The organism is Crinalium epipsammum PCC 9333, assembly GCF_000317495.1.
In the GTDB taxonomy this organism is placed as follows: domain Bacteria; phylum Cyanobacteriota; class Cyanobacteriia; order Cyanobacteriales; family PCC-9333; genus Crinalium; species Crinalium epipsammum.
Genome location: NC_019753.1, coordinates 1,343,134 through 1,356,057, shown reverse-complemented (window position 1 = coordinate 1,356,057; position 12,924 = coordinate 1,343,134). Strand labels below are relative to the sequence as shown.

Genomic DNA, 12,924 nt, shown 5'->3' with positions numbered 1-12,924 from the left:
GACTAATAAAATACTTAAAAGAGCCATTCCGACCAACTGATACTGCCATCAGCAGAGGAAACCCTGCGAAGGCAAAAGAGTTTTTAAGCTGGGAAGCTAATTTTAAGATGAAAGAGATTGCCCGAATGATGATAAAGGCAATTTTTCCTCAAGTTAGCACTTGAGTGGCAATACGTCTACAGCTAGTGATAGCAAGAATAAGGGATTACTATTTCAACTTTTGCTTAATCAAACCTACAACCTGAGCTAACTGTTTCTTTAAATTATCAATCTCACCTTGCATTTTGGCAATTTTTTGATTCAATTGTTGAATTTCCGCAGATGTAGCATTAGAAGTTACGGGTTCCGAGGCAGAGGAGGGAGTAGTAGCTGCTGCTGGAGTAGTAGCTACTGCTGGAGCTACTTGCTGACGTGGTTTCTTAGCTTTAACCATTGCTGATTTAATCGCGTCAACCAGTACCTTTTTATCAAAAGGCTTTTCAATAAATTCAAAATATTCAAATGGTTCTTTTATTTTTTGTGTCACCTCTTCTTTACGACCTGACATGACAACTAAAGGAATCTTCTGGAGTTCTGGCTGAACTTGAATATGCTGAAATACATCCCAGCCACTCATTTTAGGCAAGATGAAATCTAACATAATCAAGTTTGGGTGCTGCTGACGGATTAAATTTAGTCCTTCTACACCGTCTTTGGCTTCTAACACTTCAAAGTTACCCGCAGGTAACATATCTTTGACAGTTCTTCTAATTACACCACTGTCATCTATTACCAAAATTTTTTGACCCGCCACTGTTAGCTCCTTTACAGGTAATTAAAATGCAAAATAGAGGTGAAAATACGCCAAGCTCAGTTAAGCTATTTTAAAATTATATAATTAACCTAGTTGTCATCAACACGGAATTTAGAAATCTGATAAACTAAGTTGTAAATAAATATTATTTTGTTACATAACTAATAACTATATTTCCGCTCTTGGGTAAAAATTTAAGGTTGTTAACAAATATCATCAGACAGTTATTAATATCTTTACCAACATCTATGCTGTGACTATTGATCAACTCAATTAGCTGATCGCATCTTGTAGCCTCACATTTGATTAGGTGGGTATTAATAAAGTATGACTAGCTTACTATCTCAGGCTAACACTAATCTACTACAGTTGCCTACACCTTCTCAGCTAAGTTGTAGTAGCAATATCTGCAAAACTAACCAAGGAAGGTTAATTGAGGATCACTTATACCTTCATAGCTTGAGTTAGTTTTCTATACCTATAGGCGGAGAATCTTATTTCAATAATGATTAATCCCTAGTATTTTAAAAACTGGTTTACAAGCTGTTGTTACTATACCTCATCAACCTGCAATACTCGGTCTAGGTATAACAACATCAAAATTGAATATAACTTAAGATTTTTAGCAGAAATAGTTTGAAGGGGCTAGTAGCCCAATTTAATAATTTATGGATTTGCTTAGTGAAACCGAGCAGCATTTGACAAATCAAGCAGCTAAAGCTGGGTGGCGAGCGCCACTAGGCGACGCGCAAGAAAGGCAAATTGAGGCGCTACCAAGTTGGTTAAAACGCTCAATTGGCAAAGCCAGTGAGATCTCGACTGTACAAAAGATTATTAAGCAGCGCGAAATTCACACAATTTGCGAAGAAGGTCGCTGTCCTAATCGAGGCGAGTGTTATTCCCAAAAAACAGCAACTTTTCTGTTAATGGGGCAAACTTGTACCCGTGCTTGTGCTTTTTGCCAGGTGGATAAAGGTCATGCGCCGATGCCTTTAGATCCCCAAGAACCACAAAAAGTGGCGGAGTCTGTACAGTTACTAGGCTTGCGCTATGTGGTGCTAACTTCTGTAGCTAGAGATGATTTACCAGATCAAGGGGCAAGTTGGTTTGTAAAAACAATGGCGGCGATACGTAAGTTAAACCCAGAAACACAGATTGAGTTACTGACACCGGATTTTTGGGGCGGTCGTGTTACTGGTGAAATGACACAGGCGGATCAACAGCGTCAACGGGTGGAGACGGTGGTTAAGGCTAAACCTGCTTGTTACAACCACAATATTGAGACGGTAAAAAGATTGCAAGGAAGGGTGAGGCGGGGGGCGCAGTATGAGCGATCGCTCGATGTGTTACGTTTTGTAAAAGAAATTGATTCTACTATCCCGACTAAATCTGGATTGATGCTGGGACATGGGGAGACAGAACCCGAAATTATCGCCGCGATGGTGGATCTGCGAAATGCGGGTTGCGATCGCATTACTTTGGGTCAGTATATGCGCCCTTCCCTAGAACATCTACCAGTGCAAAAATACTGGACACCTGAAGAATTCGACCGTATAGGTGCGATCGCACGCGATCTGGGATTTGCTCATGTTCGTTCTGCGCCATTAGTACGCAGTTCCTACCACGCTGGCGAGAGTGCCTAATTTTGAAGTTTTTTCAAAAATATCCCTGATGATTGTGCAATTAGGGAACGCTCTTTGGTATTTCTTAGTAAGGAAAATAAATTAGGAGTTTACCTTATGACTGCTCAAGCAAAGAAACCTACAGGTTCTGTTACCAAAACCAGCAATCCTCCCTACCCCTTTCGTACCACCGTTTTACTCATATTGTTAGCTGGTAACTTCTTGGTTGCAGGAATTTACTTCCACCTGATTAATCCGTAGTTAACACGACAGAAAATCAAACTGTGAATTAAGAAGTGTGAAGGATGAAATTGCTGATGGTAGTTCTGTTTTTCTTGACTCTCACTTCAACACTATTTCATCCTTCATCCTTAATTAGACTTCTTGCAAAGCAGACCTATGGTTTAAATAGTGCCTTTAAACAAGCCCTGGGGACGGAACAGCAGTATTAAAACCATAATTAGGAGTGCCACCCCCAACTTGTATTGTGACCCCAGGAAAGGGACGCTAAGTTCTTGGGCGATACCAATTACCAAAGCACCTGCGATCGCACCGTAAGGGTTGCCAATTCCACCCAAAATTACAGATGCGAACATCGGTAAAATCAAAAACCAACCCATGTTCGGGCGTACACCTGTAACAAGTCCATACATTGACCCTCCCAATGCGGTAAAAACACCCGTAATTACCCAAGTCCACAACACCACGCGCTCAACGTTAATCCCTGTTACACGCGCTAAATCAATATCATCCGCTACAGCCCGCATCGCTTTACCAATTTTGGTATTTTGCAGCAAAAAGTGTAGCCCCACAATTGCCACTACAGCTAAACCCATCACAATAAGCTGATTTTGAGGTATCCTTAGCCCCGCAATTGATAAAGCAGAAGCAATGGGTAAATCGTAGGATTGGTTATCTCCTCCCCAAATCAAGATGATGCCATTGCGGATAAATAAGGCAAGCCCGATGGAAATAATAATTAGGGTAGTACCATCCGCACGGCGATCGCGCATAGGCTTCCACAGCACCTTTTCACACAACAACATTGCCCCAACAGTAACAGCCGCACCTAAAATCATTGATAGCCAGATATTTACCCCACTTCTATTAGCTAACCAAGTGAGATAAGCACCCAATGTCATAAAGTCGCCGTGAGCAAAGTTGGAAAGCCGCAAAATCCCATAAGTAAGCGTTAATCCCACAGCCGCGAGAGCAATAATACTGCCCACCGCAATCCCATTCACAAGTAATTGTGCATCCATTCTTGAGTAACCGTTGTGCGTCCTATCGCTTTGATTGTCCAAGAACAGAGGCAGTTTGGAAAGCACTAGCTGCCCCTATACTTTACTTAGAAACTATACAATCGTTCGTCCGCCTGCGTGGACGGGTAAGAAATCAAGGGCTTTTAAGCATTAGAACTCTTGCCTAAGCCGACAAATTTTGGTTGTTCCGTACTTAATAAGCTAAATTTTCAGGAAAATGCCGAAAGAGTAAAGCACGTAGTTCAAAATTTTTAAAGTTTGTCAAGCCAAATCCACTACGTTTTAATAGTTTTTATCTATTCTTAATTCACTTTTTAAATTGCGATCGCACTAAACACATTTGTTACAGCAGATAATTTAGATTAATTAACCGCAGATTCACGCAGATAAACGCAGATAGATTCCATAGCTTTACGGTACGGTAAACAGTTATTAGATTCGGTATAACTTGGTAAAATCCAAGATTCTCAGGAGTTATCAATGAATAGAGCAAACGCACGTTCTTATGTAATTCTGTCAATTGGTGCAGCAGTAATTACGATCGCACTTAAATTTGCAGCTTATTACTTTACGGGTTCTGTAGGCTTATTTTCTGATGCGGCTGAATCTTTAGTAAACTTGGCTGCTGCATTAGTTGCATTTTGGGCGCTAACTTTTGCTGCACAACCGCCTGATGCTGAACATACATTTGGACATTCTAAAGCTGAATACTTCTCTAGTGGCGTGGAAGGTGGACTGATATTGATCGCCGCAGGGAGTATTGCTGTATCAGCAACTAATCGTCTAATTCATCCCCAACCTATCGAGCAGTTGGGGTTAGGCGTAGGACTTTCTTTAGTAGCAACAGCAGTTAATGGTGGAGTTGCTACTATCTTATTAAAAGCTGGTCGTCGCTTACGATCAATTACTTTACGCGCAGATGCACATCACCTATTCACAGATGTTTGGACTTCTTTTGGTGTTTTACTAGGGTTATTGCTAGTAAAACTTACAGGTTGGCTGATACTTGACCCGATAATTGCTTTAGTTGTTGCTGTTAATATTGTTTGGGTAGGGGTGAAGTTACTACGCGAAACTGCTGCTGGGTTATTGGATAGCGCACTTCCGGCAGAATCACAAAAAATTATTACTGATGTATTAGCACCTTATCAACAACAAGGGATTGTGTTTCATGCTTTGCGAACCCGTGTAGCTGGTTCAGTGCAATTTGTGTCTTTCCACGTGCTTGTACCTGGGGATTGGACAGTAAAGCGTGGTCATGAATTGTGCGAAGAGATTGAGTTAACAATTAGTAGAGTATTACCTGATACTAATGTTACTACTCATTTAGAACCTATAGAAGATCCGGCATCGTGGAATGACCAAGATTTGTATCGTAGAAAGAATATCTAGTAATTTTTTCTTGCTTATTATTGATTGTTTGTGGTAAAGAATAGTGGGAACCTTACTCGGTGAGCAATCCCTAATAAACTAACGAGCAAAAATTAGTTATTTTATCTGTGTTTATCGGTGGTTAATTATCTAAGATTTGACTAAGGAACTACGGCTCTCCCATAGTTAGTATGCTAAAATATTATTTTTAATCTAAATGGTTTGATTGAAAATGAAAAGATTGATAGTTGGCTATTTTGATCTCATAACAACCAACGCCATAGTTGAAGGTATTAATAACAAGTTAAAACTTTTAAAACGTAGTGGTTTTGGTTTTAGAAACTTTAACAATTTTCAATTGCGAGCTTTACTTTTTTGGCATTTTCCTATAAATTTAGCATACTAACTACGGGAGAGCCGCCGCAGGCTTTAACAACCATCTTTCTAAACCAGTTGAGCCAAGCGAGTTAGCCAAGAGCATCGCGAATTTAATTCTTGATTATTAATATAGATTATTTAATTGTTTGTTACAAAACTTTCCTCAAAAAGGAAATTTATCATACCTAGCGTTAATTAGTGTAAACACTATTGTCCAACAAGCTTTAAAATTTGACATAATTAATATAGTTGCAATTTATAAAATATTTATATTTTATAATAAATATTTCCCAAAATCTACACAAATTAAAATGTATTTAAAAGTATGAAAAAAACATTTTTGACAACCACGTTATTAACCCTACTCAGTTTAGCTTGTGCATCTGTTTCCCACAGCGCGATCGCAACTGCACAATTGAAAAATAGTTCACCAGTAAATACTCCTAGTAATTATCGTAATAAAATCAAACAGTCTACTGCTAGGTTTAGCCCTAAGCAAATTCAAATACTGAAATCTGTAGGTATGAAAATAGTTGTACCTACTTATATACCATCCGGTTTTAAAATTGAGACCCTCAGTAATAACAGTGACAAAAATTACAAAGGCTACACAGTGATTTACAGGCGTAATGATAATGCCTGCTTTTCTATAGAAGCTATTAATGGTGGAATTGGTGATGAGCCTGACTTAGAACATACCTTACCTTACAATTCGCCCCTGTTTGGCAAAGGCATCCTTAATTATGGGAAGTACACCGATATTTATCTTCGCAAACAATCTCCTTTATCCGAAATGACTACACGCTGGATGGAACCTAAGAACTATCAAGCTTTTTACCGTTTTAATGGCGCTAATTGGTATAGTAGCGACAAGGGCAAACCAAAATGTAATAAAGATATTAGTCCTACTGAGGCAGTCAAAGTTATTAATTCTTTGCAATATCTAAAATTTTAAGAAGATTTGTTAATTTATAGCACTTTGCATCTTTATGTAGTAAATACACTCTTCTCCAACCCTCCTCTTACCAAGAGAAGGGTGCGCGTCAACGCGGGTGCGGTAATAACTTAAAATCTTCTGTATATATCCACATATATCCACTTCGCGCTACCACAAACTTTAATATAAGTGCGATCGCACTTTTACAAAAATAGCTCTCCATCCTCGAAATCTATTACTAATCTTCATAAATTTCTAAAGGTAAATTATCTGGATCTTTAAAAAAAGTAAATTTTTTTCTGGTTAATTCATCTATTCTAATATCTTCTACAGCTACACCATGAGATTGCAAATCAGCAACAGCTTCATTAATATCATTAACTTTAAAAGCTAGATGTCTTAAACCGCAGGCTTCAGGAGTACTAGGTCTTGCAGGTGGATTAGGAAAAGAAAACAGTTCAATTCTATCGCCATTACCAACCTGCAAATCTAATTTGTAAGAATTTCTAGCTGCTCGAAAAGTTTCTTTTATGATCGTAAATCCTAGCGTATATACATAAAAACTTTTAGACTTTTGATAGTCAGAGCAGATGATAGCAACGTGATGAATACCTGTAGTTTTCATCATAAAATTACCTTATCCCTTAACAAAGTCGCTGTTGACAGGAGGAATTTTAAATTTGACATTTTTGAACATAAATCTACATAAAGCGCAGGTAGCTTAGGTATTTATTTCTACTCATACACGCGATCGCACTACCAACCCCAAAATACCTATCCAACCGCAACCCGATTCCCACTAATCAAACAATTCAATTACTGTGCCAATCTCAACCAAGTTAATAATGCGGTAACGTTGAATTATAGCACTAATCCTGCGATATCCTTTGAACTTGTCAACTAGAGGTTTTCAGCACTCATTAGCCTGGAAACTATCACAAGAGCAGAAAACACATCTTACCAAGACATAATAAAAAACTGATCGCAGTTTAATGGTCAACTGCCCAACCAACAGGCACCTATAGGCAGTCAATTATAGTTATATCAGGAGTAAATACATCGAAAACCTGAAAAACCCATAATCAAATTGCCATAGATAATAGTAATCGTAATACATACAAAATTATAAGGATAGGCTTTGGTGATATGCAGGGAACATTAAATGAAATAGATATTCGCAGCATCCTGCAACTGATCGAGTTAGGTCAGCGAACTGGAGAGTTGCTTCTAGAAGCTTGCGCTTACCCTGCAAGTAGCTCCAGAGGCGACACAAATATTTTTAAAGCAAGCGATCGCTTTCCATCCCACGCAGGGCAGTTTTGGTTAGTCTTCTTTATCAACGGGCAAATTGCCTATGCTGCTGATAACGACGGAAGTTTGTGGAGGTTGCGCGACTACCTTCGTCGCTACGGTGTGGAATCAGCCCTAGATCAGTTGCAATTACCATCAATTGCCTGCAATAACGCACCTGAATATGGTTATTTATGGGCGCTAATGGAAAAACATATCCTGACACCAGCCCAAGGGCGTAGCATCCTCCAAAGCATGGTCAACGAAACGCTATTTGATTTACTTAGCCTGCACCAAGGATTTTTTATATTTGAAATGGGTACGGCATTAGCGCCGCAACTAACTACCTTAGAAATTACTCCTTTACTTACAAAAATTATGAAACAAGTACAGGAGTGGAAGCAATTTCATCCTTATATTCAATCTCCCAACCAATGTCCCGTAATTGCTAATCGCGAGCAATTAAGCGTCTCTCTGCCCCAAAAAGCCTTTGCCACCCTAAATACTTGTGCCGACGGCAAAACATCTCTACGCCAAATCAGCCGATATTTAAATCGAGATATTTTAACAGTAGCAGGCGCGATCTATCCTTATATACAAAAGGGATGGGTGCAACTGCTAATGAAACAAGATCAAAAAATCTCCAATCAAAATAATCAATCGCAAGCTATACAAACTTCTACAGTTACTCAAATTATTTGTATTGAGGATGATGTTGCTATTGGTAAAGCAGTGGAATATATCTTACAGCAGCATGGTTATCAAGTCACAGTGATTAAAAATCCCATTAAAGCATTAACTCTAGCCTTTGAACTACAGCCGCAACTAATCCTCTGTGACATCGCCATGCCTAGCTTGGATGGGTATGAAATTTGTGCAATGCTACGCCAGTCAAGTGATTTTCGGCACACACCCCTGGTCATGCTAACTGGCATGGATGGCTTCATTGACCGTGTGAGAGCCACAATGGTAGGAGCAACCGACTATCTAACTAAACCTTTTGGCGAAAGTGAATTATTAATGCTTTTAGAAAAATATTTAGGTTCAAAAAAAAGAACAAACTTAAAACCCACTAGCCTATTCCCCGATTTAGAGCAGACAATTAAAGATCCAGATGTCAGGGCAGGGTAAGCAAAGTTCTCTTATCCGTAACCTTTGTTTGAGTTAACTATGATCAAGGATACTTGAGTAATTAACATATTTAAAGCAAAAACACTCTTAGGGTGGCATTAAACACCAACAGCACAGGGATTTGATATAGGAAAATATGAGTACAGTTCTGGTTGTAGAAGACAGTACCGCACAACGGACGATGATCAAAGACTTGCTAAAAAGTAGTGGGTTAATAGTTACTGAGGCAACTGATGGTGTCGAAGCCTTAGAACAAATCCTTAAATCTCGCCCAGACATAGTGGTCTTAGATATTGTCATGCCCAGGATGAATGGCTACGAGGTTTGTCGGCGGCTCAAAGCCGATCCCAAAACCCAAAGTGTTCCTATAGTGATGTGTTCTTCCAAAGGCGAAGAATTTGATCGCTATTGGGGAATGAAGCAGGGCGCAGATGCCTATATCGCCAAGCCATTTCAACCAACAGAACTAATTGGCACTGTTAAACAGCTACTACGAGGCTAGGAATATATGGTTGGCAATCTCGACTTTTTACCGGGCAGTGGTCAAGATAACTCACCAGAAATGCAGGAATTGCAAAGTCCTGAAGGTGAACTACATTTGCGGTTCTATGTACCTTCGGAAAACGAATTTGCTCTACCTGCGATCGGTATCCGAGAAATAATATCAACTCCACCAGATAGAATTACTGCTATTCCTAATGCTTCGCCATTACTTTTGGGAACTTTAAACTGGCGGGGACAAGTAATATGGGTTGCCGACTTGGGACAATTTCTTGGTGATACAGCTACTTTAAATACAGATAGAGCAGAAATTCCTGTGATTGTTGTCGAAGATCAAGACACTATGATTGGGTTAGCTGTTGATCGAATTTTTGGGACGGATTGGCTCGATATTGAACAAATTCAAATGACCACGAATGTTCCAGACAGTATGGCACCCTTCTTGCGGGGTGAGTGGGTTAAAGGCGAAGAACACAAAAAATATCTGAGATTACTAGACCAGTTAGCCATTCTACGTTCAGCACGGTGGGCAGCATGATAAAAATTGCCAATGCCAAAAGATTTATTAATTTTTAACTTTTAAAGCTTAATTATTGGGGGTAAGCAAATGACATCAAGTACAGATTATGCACAGGAATATCAACAGGCAGAAAAAGCCTACTTACAAGGCAACTATAATCAGGCAGCCGAAATCGTAGACCAATTAGTACAGAAGTTACCTGATGATCCCAGTAGTCATCTACTCAGAGGTCATATTTACTGCTATGGGTTACAACAGTATGATGTCGCCGAGCAACAATACGATTTGGTCAAGACGCTGACCTCGGAGCCGGAGTTTCTGGAGTATGCCAACAATGGTTTAGAATATGCTAGAGCTTGCAGCACATCAGCCGACTATGCCGAACAGGGCGGTGCGATCGAAGAAGCTCCAGCCCATCAAAATTACACAGACGAAGACGCAAATTTAGCTGAATCTTCATTTACCCCATATAGCGAAGAACTCGAAACAGGGTACTTGGGTGAATTTGATTTAGGGGAAATCAATTTTGATGATGACTCTGAGCAGAATTTTGACCAATACGGTTCATCCGATCACTTTAGCAATCCGTTTAACAATAGACTCGACGAGTCTCCAGAAAGTAGTCATATTCAAGAAGATTTTTTAGATCCATTTGCTTTTGGTCAATCGCCAAATAATGATTCGGCAATTCCGAGTACGGGAACTGATTTTAACTTCAATCCCATTGAGGAATCAAACGACTTTTTCCCAATGGATGCTTTCGCAGATCTAGACGACGATGCAGATGGTGGTGAAACATTATTTCTTAATCCGCCAGATGCCCCTAATGGTAAGGGTTTTATAATAACTCCAGCCGATACACTTGACACTACACCTGACCCAACAGATGCTTTTCATCAAGATGACTTAGGGAACTCCTACGACTTTGAATCTCACGTAGACCCCAACGCAACAGATTATGGTAATTCCAATGGCAACTACAGTAATGCGCCGCCATCAAATCACTTTCCCTCAGAACGTCCCGTCTATGAGGATGAAACGCTCTTGATGAGAGCGGAAGATCTGGAGAATACATTTGCTGCGCCTTCAGGGAATTTTGCAACTGATTACCAACCTGGGTCTGAGGATACAAATCTATTTGTAGTTGATGAATACGACTCAGAGGAAGCAACGCAACATTTTTCATCGGCACAGAATGGGTTTACACCTCCAGAAGCGTTTGACTTTGATGCTTTTGACGAAGCTTTTGCCAGTGATGTAGATGATCCTGTTAGCGGTTTTGGTGATAGTACAGCAATTCCCGCTCATCAAACTCAAGCAGGCTTTTTGGACGCATTTGATGATTTTGACGATTTTGGTAGTATTTCTGATTTTGATCCCGCAGGTCAAGATGGATTAGATTTATCTGCTGGATTTGGAAGGTCGGATACTAGGGGTTTTAGTTCAACAAATACCACTGGAGGATTGGGAGCAACTGTACCGAGTAAAATCGGTGGTGACGAGGATGAAATATTTAGTATTACTAGCACCTCTGGCATCGGATCGGGAAAAGGGGAAAATTTACCTAGCTTTACCCAATCATCAGCAGGTCACGTAGAACCAAATGTTACTGTTGACCAAAGTTGGTTGGCTCCCTTTGAAAATGCCCCCCTGAATAAAAAAAATTTGATTACGGCGGCGGCGGCGGGAATTGTCTCGGCAGTTGCGGTAGCAACTGTCAGCTTTATGGCAGGCACCACAGCACCGAAAGCTAGTCAAGCTACTTTAATTCCTCAACTTCGTAACACTAGCGTCTTGATGACTTTAGCTGCTGGGTTTGCCAGTTTTGGTACAACTTTATTTTTAGGGCGAGTTGCTACCAAACAATTGAGCCGTTCAACATCAAATTTACAAGCACAGTTTGAGGAAATTTGTCAAGGAAATCTCAACGCCAGAGCAACAGTTTATTCAGAGGACGATTTTGGTCGGTTAGCGACTGGATTCAACCAAATGGGTCACGTGATGATGACAACCATCGGCGAGTTGCAGCGCAAAGCGATCGAACTAGAGCAGGCGAAGGAAGATTTGCAACGGCAAGTAATTCGACTACTGGATGATGTAGAAGGAGCAGCACGCGGCGATTTGACTGTACAAGCAGAAGTGACAGCAGACGTTTTGGGTGCAGTAGCAGACTCGTTTAACTTGACAATTCAAAACTTGCGGCAAATTGTCCAACAGGTGAAGGTTGCAGCTAAACAAGTGAATAAGGGTTCTAAAGATAGTGAGGTGTTCGCTCGTAACTTGTCTTCAGATGCTTTGCGGCAGGCGGAAGAATTAGCTGTTACGCTTAACTCAGTGCAAGTGATGACTGACTCGATTAAGCGGGTGGCTGACAGTGCCAAAGAAGCAGAGGAAGTAGCACGTACAGCTTCTGCAACTGCCCTGAAAGGTGGTGAGGCAGTAGAACGTACGGTGGCTGGGATTTTGGAAATTAGGGAGACGGTGGCAGAAACTACCCGTAAGGTGAAGAGATTAGCAGAATCGTCCCAAGAAATTTCTAAGATTGTGGCATTGATTTCCCAAATTGCTTCTAGAACTAACTTGTTAGCTTTGAACGCGAGTATTGAAGCGGCTCGTGCAGGTGAAGCTGGTCGTGGGTTTGCAATTGTCGCCGATGAAGTGCGACAGTTGGCAGATAGGTCGGCGAAAGCTTTGAAAGAAATTGAACAGATTGTGTTGCAAATTCAAAGCGAAACTGGCTCAGTAATGACGGCAATGGAAGAAGGTACTCAGCAGGTAATTCAAGGGACAAGGTTAGCCGAACAAGCCAAGCGATCGCTCGATGATATTATTCAGGTATCGAATCGGATTGATGCTTTGGTGCGATCGATTACAGCAGACACCGTAGAGCAAACTGAAACATCACAATCAGTGGCTCACGTAATGCAATCAGTTGAATTGACGGCTCAAGAAACTTCTCAAGAAGCTCAACGAGTGTCAGGCGCATTGGGAAATTTACATGGTGTTGCCCAAGATTTGCTTAACTCTGTGGAACGATTTAAGGTGGATGCCGATGGCAAATAGCACCATTTAATTAACCCCTCACTAGCTGGGGTGGGATGTTGCCACCTACACATTAC

General features: G+C 40.5%; 11 protein-coding genes and 1 pseudogene. 9 read left to right on the top strand and 3 right to left on the bottom strand.

Annotated elements, in window-relative coordinates; genetic code table 11:
• Positions 1-208 precede the first annotated feature (208 nt).
• Positions 209-793, bottom strand: a complete 585-nt coding sequence (locus tag CRI9333_RS05790) for a response regulator (RefSeq protein WP_015202227.1) — start codon at positions 791-793, stop codon at positions 209-211.
• A 668-nt stretch (positions 794-1,461) separates the two neighbouring features.
• On the opposite strand from CRI9333_RS05790, the gene lipA reads away from it, so the two are divergent.
• A complete protein-coding gene (lipA, locus tag CRI9333_RS05785; RefSeq protein ID WP_015202226.1) occupies positions 1,462-2,436 on the top strand; it encodes a lipoyl synthase in 975 nt (324 codons plus the stop codon).
• Between the two features lie 96 nt (positions 2,437-2,532).
• Positions 2,533-2,676 carry a photosystem I protein PsaX gene (gene psaX / locus CRI9333_RS05780; protein ID WP_015202225.1) on the top strand — a complete coding sequence of 48 codons (144 nt, stop codon included), beginning with the start codon at positions 2,533-2,535 and terminating at the stop codon, positions 2,674-2,676.
• Positions 2,677-2,819: 143 nt separating this feature from the next.
• On the opposite strand, the gene CRI9333_RS05775 is transcribed toward psaX, so the two are convergent.
• Entirely contained in the window at positions 2,820-3,677 is an 858-nt protein-coding gene (locus tag CRI9333_RS05775) for a branched-chain amino acid ABC transporter permease (protein ID WP_015202224.1), read from the bottom strand.
• Positions 3,678-4,157: 480 nt separating this feature from the next.
• On the opposite strand from CRI9333_RS05775, the gene CRI9333_RS05770 reads away from it, so the two are divergent.
• From CRI9333_RS05770 to CRI9333_RS05765, 3 genes and pseudogenes are all read left to right on the top strand, one after another.
• Positions 4,158-5,069 carry a cation diffusion facilitator family transporter gene (locus CRI9333_RS05770; protein WP_015202223.1) on the top strand — a complete coding sequence of 304 codons (912 nt, stop codon included), beginning with the start codon at positions 4,158-4,160 and terminating at the stop codon, positions 5,067-5,069.
• 223 nt (positions 5,070-5,292) lie between these two features.
• Positions 5,293-5,454 (top strand): annotated as a pseudogene (locus CRI9333_RS25585) (transposase); the annotation flags it as partial.
• A gap of 297 nt (positions 5,455-5,751) precedes the next feature.
• Positions 5,752-6,381: a hypothetical protein gene (locus CRI9333_RS05765; RefSeq protein WP_015202222.1), complete on the top strand. Its 630-nt coding sequence runs from the start codon at positions 5,752-5,754 to the stop codon at positions 6,379-6,381.
• Between the two features lie 220 nt (positions 6,382-6,601).
• On the opposite strand, the gene gloA2 is transcribed toward CRI9333_RS05765, so the two are convergent.
• Positions 6,602-6,988, bottom strand: a complete 387-nt coding sequence (gloA2, locus tag CRI9333_RS05760) for an SMU1112c/YaeR family gloxylase I-like metalloprotein (protein ID WP_041225956.1) — start codon at positions 6,986-6,988, stop codon at positions 6,602-6,604.
• A gap of 521 nt (positions 6,989-7,509) precedes the next feature.
• Between gloA2 and CRI9333_RS05755 the strand changes: the two genes are divergently transcribed.
• The 4 genes from CRI9333_RS05755 to CRI9333_RS05740 all read left to right on the top strand — a co-directional run bounded on the left by CRI9333_RS05755 (position 7,510) and on the right by CRI9333_RS05740 (position 12,868).
• Complete coding sequence (locus tag CRI9333_RS05755) at positions 7,510-8,784, top strand: response regulator (RefSeq protein WP_015202220.1); 1,275 nt, start codon at positions 7,510-7,512, stop codon at positions 8,782-8,784.
• A gap of 136 nt (positions 8,785-8,920) precedes the next feature.
• Positions 8,921-9,286: a response regulator transcription factor gene (locus CRI9333_RS05750; RefSeq protein ID WP_015202219.1), complete on the top strand. Its 366-nt coding sequence runs from the start codon at positions 8,921-8,923 to the stop codon at positions 9,284-9,286.
• 6 nt (positions 9,287-9,292) lie between these two features.
• Positions 9,293-9,823, top strand: coding sequence for a chemotaxis protein CheW (locus CRI9333_RS05745; protein WP_015202218.1), 531 nt, complete (start codon positions 9,293-9,295; stop codon positions 9,821-9,823).
• 69 nt (positions 9,824-9,892) lie between these two features.
• On the top strand, positions 9,893-12,868 hold the full coding sequence (locus CRI9333_RS05740) for a methyl-accepting chemotaxis protein (RefSeq protein ID WP_015202217.1): 2,976 nt from the start codon (positions 9,893-9,895) through the stop codon (positions 12,866-12,868).
• Positions 12,869-12,924 lie beyond the last annotated feature (56 nt).

What these genes read in the sequence shown, in the direction of transcription:
- CRI9333_RS05750 (WP_015202219.1), top strand. Translation starts at nt 8,921, where the DNA reads ATGAGTACAGTTCTGGTTGTAGAAGACAGTACCGCACAACGGACGATG.
- gloA2 (WP_041225956.1), bottom strand. Translation starts at nt 6,988, where the DNA reads ATGAAAACTACAGGTATTCATCACGTTGCTATCATCTGCTCTGACTAT.
- CRI9333_RS05765 (WP_015202222.1), top strand. Translation starts at nt 5,752, where the DNA reads ATGAAAAAAACATTTTTGACAACCACGTTATTAACCCTACTCAGTTTA.
- CRI9333_RS05770 (WP_015202223.1), top strand. Translation starts at nt 4,158, where the DNA reads ATGAATAGAGCAAACGCACGTTCTTATGTAATTCTGTCAATTGGTGCA.
- CRI9333_RS05775 (WP_015202224.1), bottom strand. Translation starts at nt 3,677, where the DNA reads ATGGATGCACAATTACTTGTGAATGGGATTGCGGTGGGCAGTATTATT.
- psaX (WP_015202225.1), top strand. Translation starts at nt 2,533, where the DNA reads ATGACTGCTCAAGCAAAGAAACCTACAGGTTCTGTTACCAAAACCAGC.
- CRI9333_RS05745 (WP_015202218.1), top strand. Translation starts at nt 9,293, where the DNA reads ATGGTTGGCAATCTCGACTTTTTACCGGGCAGTGGTCAAGATAACTCA.
- lipA (WP_015202226.1), top strand. Translation starts at nt 1,462, where the DNA reads ATGGATTTGCTTAGTGAAACCGAGCAGCATTTGACAAATCAAGCAGCT.
- CRI9333_RS05740 (WP_015202217.1), top strand. Translation starts at nt 9,893, where the DNA reads ATGACATCAAGTACAGATTATGCACAGGAATATCAACAGGCAGAAAAA.
- CRI9333_RS05755 (WP_015202220.1), top strand. Translation starts at nt 7,510, where the DNA reads ATGCAGGGAACATTAAATGAAATAGATATTCGCAGCATCCTGCAACTG.